14 protein-coding genes are annotated in these 16,919 nt (G+C 59.4%); 12 read left to right on the top strand and 2 right to left on the bottom strand.

Annotated elements, in window-relative coordinates:
* Window positions 1-83: 83 nt before the first annotated feature.
* From pnp to FAZ30_RS18925, 12 genes are all read left to right on the top strand, one after another.
* Window positions 84-2,231 (top strand): polyribonucleotide nucleotidyltransferase, encoded by a 2,148-nt coding sequence (gene pnp, locus FAZ30_RS18980; protein ID WP_124643638.1) that lies wholly within the window; start codon window positions 84-86, stop codon window positions 2,229-2,231.
* 424 nt (window positions 2,232-2,655) lie between these two features.
* Window positions 2,656-3,870 (top strand): aspartate aminotransferase family protein, encoded by a 1,215-nt coding sequence (locus FAZ30_RS18975; RefSeq protein WP_137010026.1) that lies wholly within the window; start codon window positions 2,656-2,658, stop codon window positions 3,868-3,870.
* A gap of 107 nt (window positions 3,871-3,977) precedes the next feature.
* Window positions 3,978-4,997, top strand: a complete 1,020-nt coding sequence (gene aruF, locus FAZ30_RS18970) for an arginine/ornithine succinyltransferase subunit alpha (protein WP_124643640.1) — start codon at window positions 3,978-3,980, stop codon at window positions 4,995-4,997.
* A gap of 11 nt (window positions 4,998-5,008) precedes the next feature.
* Window positions 5,009-6,043, top strand: coding sequence for an arginine N-succinyltransferase (gene astA / locus FAZ30_RS18965; RefSeq protein ID WP_124643641.1), 1,035 nt, complete (start codon window positions 5,009-5,011; stop codon window positions 6,041-6,043).
* Complete coding sequence (astD, locus tag FAZ30_RS18960) at window positions 6,040-7,500, top strand: succinylglutamate-semialdehyde dehydrogenase (protein ID WP_124643642.1); 1,461 nt, start codon at window positions 6,040-6,042, stop codon at window positions 7,498-7,500. Before astA ends, astD begins: the two co-directional genes overlap by 4 nt.
* Window positions 7,497-8,843 (top strand): N-succinylarginine dihydrolase, encoded by a 1,347-nt coding sequence (astB, locus tag FAZ30_RS18955; RefSeq protein ID WP_124643643.1) that lies wholly within the window; start codon window positions 7,497-7,499, stop codon window positions 8,841-8,843. The genes astD and astB overlap by 4 nt, the downstream gene beginning before the upstream one ends.
* Window positions 8,844-9,594: 751 nt before the next feature.
* Window positions 9,595-10,524, top strand: coding sequence for a branched-chain amino acid ABC transporter permease (locus FAZ30_RS18950; RefSeq protein WP_124643644.1), 930 nt, complete (start codon window positions 9,595-9,597; stop codon window positions 10,522-10,524).
* Window positions 10,525-10,541: 17 nt separating this feature from the next.
* Window positions 10,542-11,624: an ABC transporter permease subunit gene (locus tag FAZ30_RS18945; RefSeq protein ID WP_124643645.1), complete on the top strand. Its 1,083-nt coding sequence runs from the start codon at window positions 10,542-10,544 to the stop codon at window positions 11,622-11,624.
* A 3-nt stretch (window positions 11,625-11,627) separates the two neighbouring features.
* A complete protein-coding gene (locus tag FAZ30_RS18940) occupies window positions 11,628-12,398 on the top strand; it encodes an ABC transporter ATP-binding protein (protein ID WP_124643646.1) in 771 nt (256 codons plus the stop codon).
* On the top strand, window positions 12,395-13,105 hold the full coding sequence (locus FAZ30_RS18935; RefSeq protein WP_124643647.1) for an ABC transporter ATP-binding protein: 711 nt from the start codon (window positions 12,395-12,397) through the stop codon (window positions 13,103-13,105). The genes FAZ30_RS18940 and FAZ30_RS18935 overlap by 4 nt, the downstream gene beginning before the upstream one ends.
* 15 nt (window positions 13,106-13,120) lie before the next feature.
* Window positions 13,121-13,921: a YdcF family protein gene (locus FAZ30_RS18930; RefSeq protein ID WP_137010025.1), complete on the top strand. Its 801-nt coding sequence runs from the start codon at window positions 13,121-13,123 to the stop codon at window positions 13,919-13,921.
* Window positions 13,922-13,938: 17 nt separating this feature from the next.
* Complete coding sequence (locus FAZ30_RS18925; RefSeq protein WP_124643649.1) at window positions 13,939-14,691, top strand: competence/damage-inducible protein A; 753 nt, start codon at window positions 13,939-13,941, stop codon at window positions 14,689-14,691.
* A 65-nt stretch (window positions 14,692-14,756) separates the two neighbouring features.
* On the opposite strand, the gene FAZ30_RS18920 is transcribed toward FAZ30_RS18925, so the two are convergent.
* Together FAZ30_RS18920 and mmsB are read right to left on the bottom strand one after the other, a co-directional pair.
* Window positions 14,757-15,848, bottom strand: coding sequence for a polyamine ABC transporter substrate-binding protein (locus FAZ30_RS18920; RefSeq protein WP_124643650.1), 1,092 nt, complete (start codon window positions 15,846-15,848; stop codon window positions 14,757-14,759).
* A gap of 168 nt (window positions 15,849-16,016) precedes the next feature.
* The gene (gene mmsB / locus FAZ30_RS18915) at window positions 16,017-16,907 is read right to left on the bottom strand and encodes a 3-hydroxyisobutyrate dehydrogenase (protein WP_124643651.1); all 891 of its coding nucleotides are present in this window, start codon (window positions 16,905-16,907) and stop codon (window positions 16,017-16,019) included.
* Between the last annotated feature and the right edge of the window lie 12 nt (window positions 16,908-16,919).

Genomic DNA, 16,919 nt, shown 5'->3' with positions numbered 1-16,919 from the left:
TTTGATCGCGGTCGGTCTGAATTTTTAGGGGTTCCCGTTGTGTTTTCAGCTTGAAAAAACATATTTTGACTAAGGGATGCCCTGTGTTCAATAAAATTACCAAATCGTTTCAGTATGGTAACCAGACCGTTACCCTGGAAACCGGCGAAGTAGCGCGTCAGGCTTCCGGCTCCGTTATTGTATCCGTTGATGAAACCGTGGTGCTGGTAGCCGTTGTTGGCGGCAAAAATATCAAGCCGGGCCAGGACTTCTTCCCGCTGACCGTTGACTACCTGGAGCGTACCTACGCTGCCGGCAAGATCCCGGGTGGCTTCTTCAAGCGCGAAGGCAAGCAGTCCGAGAAGGAAGTGCTGACCAGCCGCCTGATCGACCGTCCGATCCGCCCGCTGTTCCCGGAAGGCTTCTATCACGACGTGCAGATCGTGGCCACCGTGCTGTCGCTGAACCCGGAAGTGGATTCCGACATCCCGGCCATGATTGGTGCTTCCGCCGCGCTGGCCATCTCCGGCCTGCCGTTTGCTGGCCCGATCGGTGCCGCCCGCGTGGGTTACGCCAACGGTGAGTACATCCTCAACCCGACCAAGACCGAACTGGCGACTTCCGCCATGGATCTGGTGGTTGCCGGTACCGAACGTGCCGTGCTGATGGTGGAATCCGAAGCCAAGGAACTGTCCGAAGCCGTGATGCTGGGTGCTGTAGTGTTCGGTCACGAACAAATGCAGTCCGCCATCAAGGCCATCAACGAACTGGCTGACGAAGTGAACCCGGTGATGTTTGACTGGGCCGCTCCGGTACAGAACGAAGAGCTGATCGCCCAGGTGCGCGGCATTGCCGGTGCCAAACTGGCCGAAGCCTTCCGCCTGCGTCAGAAGCAAGCCCGTACCGTGGCCATCAACGAAGCCTGGGGCGACGTCAAGGCTGCGCTGATCAATGAAGAAACCGACACCCTGAAGGCTAACGAGATCAAGGGTATCTTCAAGGGTCTGGAAGCGGAAATCGTGCGTGGCCAGATTCTGGCCGGCGAACCGCGCATCGACGGTCGCGACACCCGCACCGTGCGTCCGATCAGCATTCGCAGCAATGTCCTGCCGCGTACCCATGGTTCCGCCCTGTTTACCCGTGGCGAAACCCAGGGTCTGGTGGTGACCACGCTGGGCACCAAGCAAGATGAGCAAATCATCGACGCGCTGGCCGGTGAGTATACCGAACGCTTCATGCTGCATTACAACTTCCCGCCGTACTCCACCGGTGAAGCCGGCCGCATGGGCCCGCCGAAGCGTCGTGAAATCGGCCACGGTCGTCTGGCCAAGCGCGCGCTGATCGCCGTACTGCCGCCGGAAACCGAATTCGGTTACTCCATGCGCGTGGTATCGGAAATCACCGAGTCCAACGGTTCGTCCTCCATGGCTTCGGTTTGCGGTGGCTGCCTGTCGCTGCTGTCCGCCGGTGTGCCGCTGAAGGCGCATGTGGCTGGTATCGCCATGGGTCTGATCCTGGAAGGCAACCGCTTTGCCGTGCTGACCGATATCCTGGGTGATGAAGATCACCTGGGCGACATGGACTTCAAGGTGGCCGGTACTGCCGAAGGCATCACCGCGCTGCAGATGGACATCAAGATCCAGGGCATCACCAAGGAAATCATGCAGGTTGCCCTGGCTCAGGCCAAGGAAGGCCGTGAGCATATCCTGGGTCTGATGAAGGAAGCCGTGGATGGCCCGCAAGAGCTGTCCGCCCACGCTCCGCGTCTGTACGTGATGAAGATCAACCCGGAGAAAATCCGTGAAGTGATCGGCAAGGGTGGTGAAACCATCCGCTCCATCACCAAGGACACCGGTACCGAGATCAACATCGATGAAGATGGCACCATCACCATCGCTTCCATCTCCGGCGAAGGTGCCGAAGCTGCCAAGAAGCGCATCGAGGAAATCACCGTTGAAGTCGAAGTAGGCAAGATCTACGAAGGCACCGTGGTGAAGATTCTCGACAACAACGTTGGCGCCATCGTTTCCATCCTGCCGGGCAAAGATGGTCTGGTTCACATTTCGCAGATCGCCAACGAGCGCATCAAGAATGTGTCCGACTATCTGAAGGAAGGTCAGATCGTTAAGGTCAAGGCCATCGAAATGGATGATCGTGGCCGTATCCGCCTGTCCATCAAGGCCCTGCTGGAAGATGAATCCAAGGTAGCGCGCGAAACCGCCGACTCCTTTGGTCTGAAAACCCAGCAGTAATTCCGCTTTGCCGGAAACAAGAAAGCCCGCAGCAATGCGGGCTTTCTTACGCCTGTAGCGTACCGGCATGATGGTTTTTGCTGCTTGTGTAGCGGTGGTCATGGCGGGGGAGTGCTGGCCGGCAAGCTGTTGTTGCATGTCGCCATTGCGGCAGTGTTGGTCAGATAAATTGACTTATCGGACCGGAATGCCGGGTCGCTAGCGGTGGAATGTGCTGCAAGTGATTGAAAAAAATGTGGATTGTGCTGATTTGGCTGCTTTGAGATAGGTCAAGTAATTTTATAAGCTGATGTCGCAAACCGGATATGGGTTGGCTTGGTGATTCGATTAGAATCATTTCAAGCGTATTAAATCATAACAATGCCGTTTTCTGCCCAGGACCACAGGCAGGAGCGGAGGACTCTGCAGGAAGGGAACTATAAAGATGAGCAATTCGATCACCCGCGCTGATTTCGACCAGGTCATGGTACCCAACTACGGCCCGGCGGCTTTTATTCCGGTCAAGGGCCTGGGCTCCCGCGTCTGGGATCAGGATGGTCGCGAATTCATTGATCTGGCCGGTGGTATCGCCGTGAATTCGCTGGGCCATTGCCACCCTGAGTTGGTGGCTGCGCTGACCGAACAGGCCGGCAAGCTGTGGCATGTGTCCAATGTGTTCACCAACGAGCCGGTGCTGAAACTGGCACAGGCACTGACTGCCGCCACCTTTGCCGACCGTGCCTTCTTCTGTAACTCTGGTGCCGAAGCCAACGAAGCCTGCTTCAAGCTGGCGCGCAAGTACGCCGCCGACCATTTCGGCCCGGAAAAGAATGAAATCATTTCCTGCAAGAACTCCTTCCACGGCCGTACCCTGTTCACGGTAAGCGTGGGTGGCCAGCCCAAGTACACCGAGGGCTTTGCCCCGGTGCCGGCCGGCATCAGCCACTTCGAATTCAATAATATCGATTCGCTCAAGGCAGCCATCAACGACAAGACCTGCGCCGTGGTCATTGAACCGGTGCAGGGCGAGGGCGGTGTATTGCCGGCCGACAAGGCTTTCCTGCAAGCTGCGCGCGAACTGTGCGACCAGCACAATGCCCTGCTGATTTTTGATGAAGTGCAAACCGGCGTCGGCCGCAGTGGCTCGCTGTATGCCTATCAGGAATACGGTGTGACCCCGGACATCCTGTCCAGCGCCAAGTCGCTAGGCGGCGGTTTCCCGGTGGGTGCGATGCTGACTACCGATAAAATTGCCAAGAGCTTCTCCGTGGGCACCCACGGTACGACTTATGGCGGCAACCCGCTGGCCGCTGCCGTTGCGCTCAAGGTCATCGAAATCGTCAACACCCCGCAAGTGCTGGACGGCGTACGCGCCAAGAGCCAGCGTCTGCGTGATGGCCTGAATGCCATCAATGCCAAGTATCAGGTGTTCAAGGAAGTACGTGGCATGGGCCTGCTGCTTGGCTGCGTGCTGACTGATGAATATGCTGGCCGCGCCAAGGACTTTGTCAACGCCGCCAGCAAGCATCAACTGCTGCTGCTGGTTGCTGGTTTGAATGTTGTGCGTCTGGCACCGTCGTTGGTGGTGGAAGAGCGCGATATCGATGAAGCCCTGCAGCGCTTTGATGCTGCTGTGGCTGAACTCGTCGCCGCCAAGTAAGCCCGTTTTCCCCAGCAAGAGATACCGCAGCCCGGGTTTTTCCGGGGCTGCGGGTACGGCTGCGCCTGTGCTACGGCGTAGCGGCTTTCCCCCAGAGGGAGGTTCCCATGTTTATCGTGCGCCCCGTCCGCACTGCCGATCTGCCGGCCATCGAACGCCTGGCCGTTGCCAGTGGTATCGGTGTGACCAGCTTGCCCAATAACCGCGACAAGCTGTTCGAACGCATCCAGAAGTCTGCGTCGTCCTTCGAGTTTGAAGCCACCGCCGAAACCGGCAGCGAATATTATATGTTCGTGCTGGAGTCGGCCGGCGAAGTGGTCGGCACCGCCTCCATCAGCGCCTGTGCCGGCTTTGACGAGCCCTTTTACAGCTACCGCAGCGAAACCTTCGTCCATGCCTCGCGCACCTTGAAGGTGAACAACCGCGTGCATGTGCTGAACATCTGCCACGACCTCACCGGCATGGTGCAGCTATGTGGCTTTTATGCCGATGCTGCACTGGAGCCCATTGCGGCCGAATTGCTGTCGCGGGCCCGCCTGCTGTTTGTTGCCACGGCACGGGCGCGCTTTGGCCGGCGCATCATTGCCGAGATGCAGGGCATTCACGACGATGCCGGTCAGTCGCCATTCTGGAACGCCATTGGCCGTCGCTTCTTCAATATGGATTTCCTGCAGGTGGAGCAGGCTTTTGTCGGCCACAGCAAGACCTTCATTGCCGAGCTGATGCCCAGCTACCCCATCTATGTACCCTTGTTGCCGGATGATGCGCAAAACGCCATCGGCCAGATTCATGCCAATTTCGAGCGGCCCTGTCAGTTGCTGACCACGGAGGGTTTCGAGGCCGACAACTACATCGACATCTTCGATGGGGGTGCCGTGCTGACTGCCGAGCTGGATCGCCTGCAGACACTGGAGCGCAATCGCTGCTATCCGGTCGAGGTGGCGGCCAGCCTGCCGGCCCAGGCCAGCGTGCATCTGGTATGCAATCAACAGGTAGGCGACTTTGCCGCCGCAGCCATACGGGTGGCGGTGGTCGATGGCGTGGCCTTCATCAACCCCGACGCGGCCCAGGCCCTGGGTGTGGGCAGTGGTGACACTGTGCGCGTCGTCGGTTTGCAGCAAGGCTGAGGAGAAGCAGCATGATGATTATCCGTCCCATCGCCCATGGCGATCTGGCTGGTCTGATGAATCTGGCGCGCAGCGCCGGTGTGGGTCTGACTTCGCTGCCGGTGAATGAAGAGCGGCTGTCGCGCCGCATCAGCCGTTCGGTGTTGTCCTTTGCTGGCGAGCTGGATCGTGCCGATCAGGGCTATGTGTTCGTACTGGAAGACAGCGAGACCGGCCAGGTTGGCGGCATCTGCGCACTGGAGGCTGCCGTCGGCCTGAAAGAGCCCTGGTACAACTACCGCGTGGGCACCATTGTGCATGCCTCGGACGAGCTGGGGGTGTATTCGCGCCACGAAACCCTGTTCCTGTCCAACGACCACACCGGTTACTCCGAGCTGTGCACCTTGTTCCTGCATCCGGACTTCCGCGCCAACCGCAACGGCGGCCTGCTGTCCAAGAGCCGCTTTCTGTTTCTGGCGCAATTCCCGCAGCTGTTCGGCAAAACCGTGGTGGCGGAGATGCGCGGCGTATCCGACGCCGAAGGCCGTTCGCCCTTCTGGGAAGGGTTGGGGCGGCACTTCTTCTCCATCGATTTTGCCGAAGCGGATTACCTGACCGGTGTTGGCCAGAAAGCCTTTGTCGCCGAACTGATGCCCAAGCATCCGGTGTATGTGGATTTTCTGCCGGCAGATGCCCAGGCCGTCATCGGCAAGACCCACGACAACACCCGTCCGGCGGTCGCCATGCTGGAGTCGGAAGGTTTCCGCTACGAAGGCTATGTCGACATTTTTGATGCCGGTCCTACCGTGCAGGCCTATACCAGTGAAATCCGCGCGGTGAAGGAAAGCCGCACCCTGGCGGTGAAGCTGGCTGACCCGCTGCCGGCGGGCGAGCGTTGTCATTATCTGGTGTCGAATGCATCGCTGACCGGCTTCCGGGTCATTCTGGCCGAAGCTCCGGCACCCACCCATGAATTCTTCCTGACACCGGAACAGGCGCAGGCCCTGAACGTGCAGGAAGGCGAGCATGTGCGCGTAGTGGCGCTGTCGCCCAAGGAGACTGTATGAGCACCCTGTTTATCAATGGACAATGGCTGGCCGGTGCCGGCGAAACCCTGAGCAAGACCAATCCGGCCACCGCCGAAGTGATCTGGCAAGGGCAGGGTGCCAGTGCGGCACAGGTGGAATCTGCAGTCAGTGCGGCGCGTCAGGCATTCAAGGGCTGGGCACGTACTGCACTGGATGAACGTATCGCCATCGCCCGTCGTTTTGGCGAACTGCTGACGGCCAACAAGGATGCGCTGGCCACCATTATTGCCAAGGAAACCGGCAAGCCGCTGTGGGAAGCGCTGACCGAAGTCACCACCATGGTCAACAAGGTGGAAATCTCGGTGAAGTCTTACCAAGAGCGCACCGGCGAGCGCGCCGCCGCCATGGGCGATGCCCAGGCGGTGCTGCGCCACAAGCCGCATGGCGTGGTCGCCGTGTTTGGCCCGTATAATTTCCCCGGCCATCTGCCGAATGGTCACATTGTTCCGGCCTTGCTGGCAGGCAACTGTGTGCTGTTCAAACCATCGGAACTGACGCCGTGGACGGCGCAGGAAACCGTACGCCTGTGGGCTGAGGCAGGGTTGCCGGCCGGCGTGGTTGCGCTGCTGCAGGGCGCACGCGAAACCGGCATCGCACTGGCTGGCCATCCGGGCATTGATGGCCTGTTCTTTACCGGCAGCTCGGCAACTGGCGAGTTGTTGCACCGTAATTTTGGGGGTCAGCCGGACAAGATCGTTGCGCTGGAAATGGGCGGCAACAATCCGCTGATCGTGGAAGACGTGGCCGATGTCGATGCCGCCGTGCACCACATTGTCCAGTCAGCTTTTGTCTCCGCCGGACAGCGCTGTACTTGTGCACGCCGCCTGCTGGTGCCGCAAGGTGCCTGGGGCGATGCACTGCTGGCACGGCTGGTAGAAGTGACGGCCAAGCTCAAGGTGGGCAAGTATGACGAGCAACCGGCTCCCTTCATGGGGGCGGTGATTTCCAATGCCGCTGCCGAAGCCCTGCTCAAGGCCCAGGCCACCATGCTGGCCAGCGGTGGCATCAGCCTGCTGGAAATGCGTCTCCTGACGCCGGATGCCGCCATCCTGTCGCCCGGCATCATCGATACCACGGCCGTGGCACGGCCGGATGAGGAATTCTTCGGCCCGCTGCTGCAAGTTATCCGTTACGCGGATTTTGACCAGGCCATCGCCATCGCCAATGACACCCGTTTTGGTCTGGCCGGCGGTGTGCTGTCTGACAGCCGTGCGCTGTACGAGCGCTATCTGCTGGAAAGCCGTGCCGGTGTAGTCAACTGGAACAAGCCCTTGACCGGTGCTTCCAGTGCCGCGCCGTTCGGTGGTATCGGTGCTTCCGGTAATCATCGTCCCAGCGCCTATTACGCCGCCGATTATTGTGCCTACCCGGTTGCTTCGCTGGAGTGCGACAGCCTGACCGTGCCTGCTCAACTTTCTCCGGGGATTACACTGTGAACGCCTATGAAGTGAATTTTGACGGCCTGGTTGGCCCGACCCACAACTACAGCGGCCTGTCCTTCGGCAATGTAGCCTCCACCAGTAATACCAAGGCGCAGTCCAACCCCCGGCTGGCGGCCAAGCAGGGCCTGGCCAAGATGAAGGCGCTGCATGATCTGGGCTTCAAGCAGGGTGTGCTCGCCCCGCATGAGCGGCCGGATGTGGCCAGCCTGCGCCGGCTGGGTTTCTCCGGTAGCGATGGTGAAGTCGTGGCACGGGCGGCCAAGGAAGCACCGGCCATTCTGGCGGCAGCCTCGTCGGCCTCCTGCATGTGGACGGCCAATGCTGCCACGGTCAGCCCGTCCGGTGATACCGCCGACCGGCGCGTGCACTTTACCCCGGCCAATCTGAACAACAAGTTCCATCGTTCCATCGAGCATCCCACCACCCGTCGTCTGCTGTCGGCCATGTTTGCCGATGAGCAGCACTTCATGGTGCACGAAGCGCTACCCGCGCAAATGCACTTTGGCGACGAAGGCGCAGCCAACCATACCCGCTTCTGTGCGGAATATGATGCTGCCGGGGTGGAGTTCTTCGTGTTCGGCGCGGCAGCCTTTGATGGCCGCTATCCGGCACCGCAGCGCTTCCCGGCGCGGCAGACGCTGGAAGCCTGCCAGGCGGTGGCCCGGCTGCATGGCCTGTCCGAATCCGGCGTGGTATATGCCCAGCAAGACCCGGCCACCATCGATGCCGGCGTCTTCCATAACGATGTGATCTCGGTGGGTAACCGCAATGTGCTGTTCCACCACGAGAAGTCCTTCCTCGACCAGCCGCGCGTGCTGGAAGAGCTGTCGCGCAAGCTGGCTGCCGTGGGGGGGAAGTTTGTCTCGGTGGAAGTGCCGGATGCCGAAGTGAGCGTGACCGAGGCGGTGAAGAGCTATCTGTTCAACAGTCAGCTGCTGTCCAAGGCCGATGGCAGCATGATCATCGTGGTGCCGGAAGAGTGCCGCAATGTCGAGCGCGTATGGAGCTATCTGCAAAAGATGATAGCGAGCGGCGGCCCGATCAATGAAATCCGCGTCTTCGATCTGAAGCAGTCCATGCAGAATGGCGGCGGACCGGCCTGCCTGCGCTTGCGTGTGGCCTTGTCCAGCAGCGAAATTGCGGCCGTCAACCAGGGTGTGATGATGAGCGAGCCGCTGTTCCTGACCTTGAATGACTGGGTAGAACGGCATTATCGTGACCGCCTGAGCGGGGATGACCTGGCTGATCCATCCTTGCTGAACGAGTGCCGCGCTGCGCTGGACGAGCTGACGCAGATTTTGCGTCTGGGTTCGGTCTATCCCTTCCAGCTGGTTTAGCAGGCAGGGTGGCCGACTTGTCGCCAGCTGATTGATGAATAAAGCCACCTGCGGGTGGTTTTATTCATGGTGGCAGAGGCAGCTGTGCTGGGTAGCGGCCAGCTGGCAGTGGCGGTGCCAGCAGGATTCTTTTTGGGGCGTTTGGGAGATTTCTGCCGCATTATGGGGCAGGGCGGGGCTTTTTCAGCGTAAAAATCTGGCCCGACTTTTGCTCTAGGGGGACGTAGAGTGAGTTTTATCGGGTTTGATTCATCAGGATACGTGCGCAGCCATGAGAATTTTCTCGCCAGCTATGCCTTAGTGTAATGCTTTGGATTGTATCCCGAAGATTGTATACATTCGAATGACTGCGAAAATTCTATGTTCACTTTGGAATGTGAATGAACATATCTTTTCGAAAACGAAGAATATCAAGGGGAAACATGTCAAAAATGTGAAAATGCATGCTTGGGCAGGTGTGGCACGGCGTAGCGAAGATATCCAATTTTATCTTGTTGCGGCGCAGCGTTATTGCCTGAAAAAACTAAATAAAATCAATAACATGCAAAGTTTTTAAATGATTTGCTTTTTAGCCGTTTTTTGCCGGTTTTTAAGATTGACAGTCGATTGAATCCACACGCATAATCCGTGCGGCTGTCAGACAGAAACCAGAAAAATGGTTCAATACGACAGGCTATACAACTACAGGTGGCATAAGAAGAGGGTAAGCCCTACAAGCTGCTGGGTCGTTTAATCAAAGGAGATCTCCCACGTGGACATTTTTATCCAACAGATCCTCAATGGTCTGGTACTTGGTAGTATCTATGCGCTGATCGCGCTGGGTTACACCATGGTGTACGGGATCATGGGGCTCATCAACTTCGCCCATGGCGAAGTCGTGATGTTCGGTGCCATGGTATGTATTACCGTTGTCTCTACGCTGACGCATTCCGGTGTAGACCTGCCGGGCTGGGCCATCGTACTGATCGGTACGCTGGTGGCCATTCCGGCATGTGCCCTGCTGGGCTTCGTCATTGAGCGGGTGGCCTACCGTCCGCTGCGTGGCGCACAACGACTGGCCCCGCTGATTACCGCGATCGGCCTGTCCATCACGCTGCAGCAGGTGGCTATCCTGATCTGGGGCCGCAACTACATTCCTTTCCCTGACCTGCTCAACTCCGATACTGTCAGCATCATGGGTGCCAGCATTACCAAGCTGCAGGTCATGATCGTGGTGCTGTGCGTGGTGCTGATGACTGGCTTGCTGGTGATGGTTGAAAAAACCAAGCTGGGCCGTGCCATGCGTGCAACCAGCCAGAACCCGACTGTGGCCGGCCTGATGGGTGTCAATGTCAACACCATCATCTCCGCCACGTTCATGCTGGGTTCCGGCCTGGGTGCGATTGCCGGTGTGATGGTCGCGACCAACTACTCGCAAGCTCACTACTATATGGGCTTCATGATCGGCCTGAAGGCGTTTACCGCTGCAGTGCTGGGTGGTATCGGCAACCTGGGTGGTGCGGTAGCGGGTGGCATTCTACTGGGCATCATCGAAAGCCTGGGTGCCGGCTATATCGGCCAGCTGACCGGTGGTTTCCTGGGTTCCAACTACCAGGACATCTTTGCCTTCATGGTGCTGATCCTGGTGCTGATTTTCCGTCCGTCCGGCCTGCTGGGCGAAAAGATGGCTGACCGTGCCTGATCTGGGGGAGAAATAATATGACCAAGGCACTCGATTCCAAAAAACTCGGGCTGTTTATTGCCTGCGGTATTGCTCTGTGTGTCCTGCCGTTTGTGGTGGGTGGTGCGCTGGGTAATTCCTGGGTACGTATCGTCGACTTTGCGCTGCTGTACGTGATGCTGGCGCTGGGCCTGAACATCGTGGTGGGCTTTGCCGGCCTGCTCGACCTGGGCTTCATCGCCTTCTACGCAGTGGGTGCTTACACGTATGCCCTGCTGAGTTCGCCGCACTTCGGCATTCACTGGCCCTTCTATGTCACCATCCCGCTGGGGGCGCTGTTTGCCGCCTTCTTCGGTGTTCTGCTCGGTACGCCGGTATTGCGCCTGAAGGGTGACTATCTGGCCATCGTGACGCTGGGTTTTGGTGAAATCGTGCGTATTTTCATGAACAACCTGAATGCGCCGATCAATATCACCAACGGCCCGCAAGGTATCAACCTGATCGATCCCATCCACGTGGCGGGTGTAGATCTGGGTACCCCGATCAGCCTGTTCGGCCTGAACCTGCCGCCGGTTTATCTGTACTACTATCTGTTCCTGGCGCTGACTGTGCTGGTGGTGATCATGGCTTCCCGCCTGCAGCACTCCCGTATCGGTCGTGCCTGGGTGGCACTGCGTGAAGACCAGGTGGCGGCTTCCGCCATGGGTATCAACATCCGCAACATCAAGCTGCTGGCTTTTGCACTGGGCGCGCTGTCCGGTGGTGTGGCTGGTGGCCTGTTCTCTGCCTTCCAGGGCTTTGTCTCGCCGGAATCCTTCAGCTTGCTGGAGTCCATCATGATCCTGGCCATGATCGTACTGGGCGGCATGGGCAATATCGCCGGTGTGATCCTGGGTGCCGTGGTGCTGACCATTGCGCCGGAAATCCTGCGTGACGTGATTGGCCCGCTGCAGATGAAGACCATGGGTCGCATGCTGATCGACCCGGAAAATGCCCGCATGCTGCTGTTCGGCATTGCCATGGTAGTGATGATGCTGGTTCGTCCGGAAGGCATGCTGCCGTCCAAACGCCGCAAGGCTGAGTTCAAGGACGCCAAAGACGCGGCGGCGCAGAAAGGTTAAGTCATGGCTGAAGTACTGCTGAAAATCGAAGGCATCAACAAGCGTTTTGGTGGCTTGCACGCGCTGAGCGGCGTCGGCCTCACCATCAACAAGGGTGAGATCTACGGTCTGATCGGTCCTAACGGCGCCGGCAAGACTACGCTGTTCAACGTGCTGACCGGGCTGTACGTGCCTGACGAAGGCTCCTTCACCTTCGACGGCAAGAACCTGTTCCAGGCCAAGCCGCACATCGTGGTGGAAGCCGGGATTGCCCGTACCTTCCAGAACATTCGCCTGTTTGCCGAAATGACCGCGCTGGAAAACGTGATGGTGGGTCGCCACATCCGTTCCAAGGCCGGTGCGCTGGGTGCGGTATTGCGTGACCGCCGTACCCGTGCCGAAGAACAGTCGATTACCGACAAGGCCTGGGAACTGCTGGAATACGTCGGCATTGCCGATGTGGCCAACGAGCGTGCCCGCAACCTGTCCTACGGCCACCAGCGCCGTCTGGAAATTGCCCGTGCGCTGGCTACCGAGCCCAAGCTGCTGGCACTGGACGAACCGGCTGCCGGTATGAACCCGCGTGAAACCGAGTCGCTCAAGGATCTGATGAGCAAGATTGCCAAGAGCGGCACCACGGTTTTGCTGATTGAACACGACGTCAAGCTCATGATGGGCCTGTGTGACCGTATCGCGGTGCTGGACTACGGCAAGAAAATTGCCGAAGGCATCCCGGAAGAAGTACGCAGAAACCCGAAAGTGATTGAGGCTTATTTGGGAGCGGCACACGCATGAGTCTCTTAGAAGTTAAAAACCTGCAAGTGGCCTACGGCGGCATTCAGGCTGTCAAAGGGATCGATTTCCATATTGACCAGGGCGAACTGGTGACGCTGATCGGTGCCAACGGCGCCGGCAAGACCACCACCCTGAAAACCCTGATCGGCATGGTCAAGCCGTCCGGTGGCAGCATCAGCTACGATGGCAAGCTGAACGGAACCATTCCGTCCTATGACTATGTGCGTCATGGCCTGGTGATGGTGCCGGAAGGTCGCGGCATCTTCAGCAAGCTGACGGTGGAAGAGAACCTGCAAATGGGTGCCTACTACCGCAATGATACCGCTGCCATCCAGGGCGAAATCGAGCGCGTATACGAGCTGTTCCCGCGGCTGAAAGAGCGTTTCAAGCAGCTGGCCGGCACCTTGTCCGGCGGCGAACAGCAAATGGTGGCCATGGGCCGTGCCATGCTGTCCAAGCCCAAGCTCTTGCTGCTGGACGAGCCGTCCATGGGCCTGGCGCCGATCATCGTGGAAAAGATTTTCGAAATCATCCAGATGATTGCCAAGGAAGGCGTGACCATGCTGCTGGTAGAGCAGAACGCCAAGCTGGCGCTGGAAGTGTCGCAGCGTGGCTATGTGATGGAAAGCGGCCGTATCACCATGGGTGGCCCGGCGCGCGAATTGCTCGACGACGAACGCGTACGTAACGCCTACCTCGGCGAGTAAGCAAACGAGTCTTCAATGACAGCAACGATTAGCCCCGAAGTACTGGTTCACCAGCTCTTCGGGGCCTTTTTATTACCCCCGCTACTATTCATCCTGCCGATACTGGCTGGCACGCTGTTATTGCGTTCGCGCCCGCTTGCTGGCTGGGTGCTGCTGCTGGGCGGCCTGTTTCTGGCCTATGGCCTGTCCATTCCCCGTACCGCCATGTGGCTGAGTGCCGGGCTGGAACAATATCCACCCATCACTGCGAGCCAATTGCAGCAGGCCCAGGCCATCGTGGTACTGGGTGGCGGCAAGAAGCCGGCCCCGGAGTACGGCCGTAACGAACCCGCCGCGGATACCCTCAGCCGCCTGCGCTATGCCGCCTGGCTGGCCCGGCGCAGTCAGCTGCCGCTGCTGGTCACCGGCGGCTCACCGCTGGGGGGCGAGGCGGAGGGCGAAGTCATGGCGCGCACCTTGCAGCAGGACTACGGCCTGCCGGTACGCTGGGTGGAAATACAGTCCAATACCACACTCGAGAATGCACGCTATAGTGCCGGCCTGCTGAAAAAGGCCGGAGTCACACGTATTGCACTGGTCAGCCAGGGCTGGCATCTGCGCCGGGCCTTGCCGTTTTTTACGGCAGAAGGCTTGCAAGTGCAGCCCGCACCTACCGGTTTTGTCCGCTATGATGGCGGGGGGCTGGCCTGGTATCTGCCTACTGGCCGGGCCATGCAGGAGTGCCACTCCGCCTTGCGCGAGTGGCTGGGGATTCTTTTCTATACGGCGCGCGGCTGGCTGCATGACAAACCGGCTCAGCCTACTGCGCAGCCCTGATTTGACGAGGTGAGTGCGTGAAAATCGGTGCCATCATCATTGGTGACGAACTGCTGTCCGGCAAGCGTCAGGACAAGCATCTGCAGGCCTTGATCCACATGTTGGCTGCACGCGGCCTGAGCCTGGCGTGGGCTGACTATGTGGGCGATGATCCAGCCCGCATCACCGCCACGCTGCAACGCGCTTTTACCAGCGGTGAACTGGTGTTCAGCTTTGGTGGCATCGGCGCGACGCCGGACGACCACACGCGCGCCTGCGCAGCCCAGGCCTTGGGCCTGGCGCTGGAAGTCCATCCGGTAGCCGGTGCGCTGATCGAGGCGAGATTTGGCGCGGATGCCTATCCGCACCGCATCAATATGGCGAAGTTCCCGCAAGGCAGCCGCATCATCCCTAATCCGGTCAACCAGATTGCCGGTTTCTCGCACGGCCATGTGCATTTCGTGCCGGGCTTCCCGGCCATGGCCTGGCCGATGATCGAATGGGTGCTGGATAGCCAGTACCGCGAGCTGTTCAATGATAGCCCGGATGTCGAGGCCGGGGTGATCGCGCTCAACGCGCGCGAGGGTGACCTGATTACCCTGATGCAGGACTTCAGCCAGCGCTATCCGGCGCTCAAACTGTCCAGCCTGCCCAGCTTTGGCAACGACACCATCCCGCAGATGCATATCGACTTCGGCTTTACCGGCCAGCGCCAGCTGGTGGACATTGCCGTCACGGAATGGCGCAAGGCACTGACGGCGGCAGGGTATGAGTTGCGCGAACGCGTTTGATCCGGTGTCTGGCACAACAGAAAAAGGGGCTTTGGGCCCCTTTTTTCTTGACTAGACCGAGGTGATCAGCGTCCGGTCTTCAGCTGTGTCCACAAGCGGTTTTGCAGGCGCATGATGTCAGCCGGCAGCGGTTCCAGCAGGAATAGTTTGTTGATCATGGCTGGCGGCGGGTAGATGGCCGGGTCGTTGGCAATCTCCGGTTTTACGAACTTGCGCGCTGCCGCATTGGCGGTGGGGTAGAACACGGTGTTGGTGATGCCGGCATTCACTTGTGGGGTTTGCATGTAGTTGATCCACTGCAGTGCCGAGTCCACATTCTTTGCGCCCTTGGGAATCACCATTACGTCAAACCACAGCGGTGCACCGGTTTTGGGAATGGTGTAGGCCAGTTGATAAGGGCGTTTGGCTTCCGCCGCCCGCGCCTTGGCAATCACCACGTCACCGGAATAGCCCAGCACCATGCAGATGTCGCCATTGGCCAGTTCGTTGATATAGCCGGACGAGCTGAAGCGCTTGATATAGGGGCGTATTTTTTGCAGGGTCTGGAAGGCGGCCTGATAGTCGGCCGGGTTGCGGCTGTTGGGGGCCTTGCCCAGGTAGTGCAGGGTGGTGGCGAATACTGCCTTGGCATCGTCCAGCACCGAGATGCCGCAGCCTTTCAGTTTGGCGGCTTTTTGCGGGTTGAACAGCACATCCCACTCGTCCAGCGGGGTGTCCTTGCCCAGTAGCGGCTGCACCTTGGTCAGGTTGTAACCCAGGCCATCGGTGCCATAGGCCCAGGGGATGCCGTACAGGTTGCCGGGGTCGGCCCCGGCTATCTTGGCCATCAGCGCCGGGTCCAGATTGCGCAGATTGGGCAGCTTGCTCTTGTCCAGTTTCTGGAAGGCACCAGCCTGAATCTGCTTGGCCATGAAGTCCGAAGTGGGGGTGACGATGTCGTAGCCCGAGCTGCCGGTCAGCAGCTTGGATTGCAGGGTTTCGTTGCTGTCGTAGTTGTCGTAGCGCACCTTGATGCCGGTCTGCTTTTCAAAACCGGGAATGGTGTCCTTGGCAATGTAGTCGGACCAGTTGTAGACATTCAGCACGCCGGCGGCGCTGGATGCCTGGCTGGCAGCGGCCAGCAGCAGGGCGGTGGTAAGTAGTTTTCTGGTGTTCATGGCTGGTTTCCTGAGCGGTTGAATACGTCGTCATGAAGGCCGTTGGACTGCCTGCCGTTTGCGAGGTTTCCACCATTTTGCTGCAACAGGCCGAATGGCCCTGATGCGTGTAGCGCAGGCATGAAAAAGCCCGGCGCATGGGCCGGGCTGATGTCAGCGTGGGGTGTTTCAATCCTGATGGTAGAAGTGCTGCAGGATGCTGGAAAAATCCAGCTGACCCTTGCCCTCAGCCGCATGGCTTTCATACAGATTGCGCGCCAGAGCGCCCATGGGCGTGGCGGCGTGGCTGTCCAGCGCGGTCGCTTCGGCTAGGCCCAGGTCCTTGAGCATCAGCGCGGTCATGAAGCCGCCGCTATAGCCACGGCTGGCCGGTGCGCTTTCCATCACCCCCGGCCAGGGGTTGTACAGTTCCAGCGCCCAGTTGCGGCCAGAGCTGTTGCGCATGATGTCGGACAGCACGGCCGGGTCCAGCCCGTTTTTCACCCCCAGCGCCAGCGCTTCGGCGGTGCCCGCCATCAGGATGCCCAGCAGCATGTTGTTGCAGATCTTGGCGGTTTGGCCGGCACCGTTGCCACCGGCGTGGAAGATGTTCTTGCCCATGGCCTCCAGCAGTGGTCGGGCTTCTGTCAGATCGGCCTCGGCACCACCGACGATGAAGGTAAGGGTGCCGGCCGCAGCACCTGCCGTGCCGCCGGATACCGGCGCATCCAGCATGCGCAGGCCGGCCGCGCTGGCAGCATCGGCTACTTTGCGCGCATCGCTGGCGGAAATGGTGCTGCAGTCGATCACCAGCGTAGCGGCGGGCAGCTTGGCAAACAGTCCTTGCTCGCCCAGATACAGCGCCTGCACATGCTTGCCGGCCGGCAGCATGGAAATCACCACGCTGGCCCCTTGCACTGCGTCCAGGGCGCTGCTGGCGGCACGGGCACCGGCTGCTTGCAGCCTGGCCAGCGCGTCGGCGGACAAATCAAAAGCGGCGACGCTAAAACCCTTGGCCACCAGATTGAGCGCCATCGGCCCACCCATATTGCCCAGGCCGATGAAGGCGATGTGTGACATGCGGTCTCTCCT

The organism is Aquitalea aquatilis (assembly GCF_005155025.1).
In the GTDB taxonomy this organism is placed as follows: Bacteria; Pseudomonadota; Gammaproteobacteria; order Burkholderiales; family Chromobacteriaceae; genus Aquitalea; species Aquitalea aquatilis.
The sequence above is the reverse complement of the archived record's forward strand: the minus strand, read 5'-3'. Positions and strand labels throughout refer to the sequence as shown.

Excerpts from the sequence above, each read along its gene's own strand:
- FAZ30_RS18975 (WP_137010026.1), top strand. The coding sequence starts at position 2,656 with ATGAGCAATTCGATCACCCGCGCTGATTTCGACCAGGTCATGGTACCC.
- aruF (WP_124643640.1), top strand. The coding sequence starts at position 3,978 with ATGTTTATCGTGCGCCCCGTCCGCACTGCCGATCTGCCGGCCATCGAA.
- astA (WP_124643641.1), top strand. The coding sequence starts at position 5,009 with ATGATGATTATCCGTCCCATCGCCCATGGCGATCTGGCTGGTCTGATG.
- astD (WP_124643642.1), top strand. The coding sequence starts at position 6,040 with ATGAGCACCCTGTTTATCAATGGACAATGGCTGGCCGGTGCCGGCGAA.
- FAZ30_RS18945 (WP_124643645.1), top strand. The coding sequence starts at position 10,542 with ATGACCAAGGCACTCGATTCCAAAAAACTCGGGCTGTTTATTGCCTGC.
- FAZ30_RS18940 (WP_124643646.1), top strand. The coding sequence starts at position 11,628 with ATGGCTGAAGTACTGCTGAAAATCGAAGGCATCAACAAGCGTTTTGGT.
- FAZ30_RS18935 (WP_124643647.1), top strand. The coding sequence starts at position 12,395 with ATGAGTCTCTTAGAAGTTAAAAACCTGCAAGTGGCCTACGGCGGCATT.
- FAZ30_RS18930 (WP_137010025.1), top strand. The coding sequence starts at position 13,121 with ATGACAGCAACGATTAGCCCCGAAGTACTGGTTCACCAGCTCTTCGGG.
- FAZ30_RS18920 (WP_124643650.1), bottom strand. The coding sequence starts at position 15,848 with ATGAACACCAGAAAACTACTTACCACCGCCCTGCTGCTGGCCGCTGCC.
- mmsB (WP_124643651.1), bottom strand. The coding sequence starts at position 16,907 with ATGTCACACATCGCCTTCATCGGCCTGGGCAATATGGGTGGGCCGATG.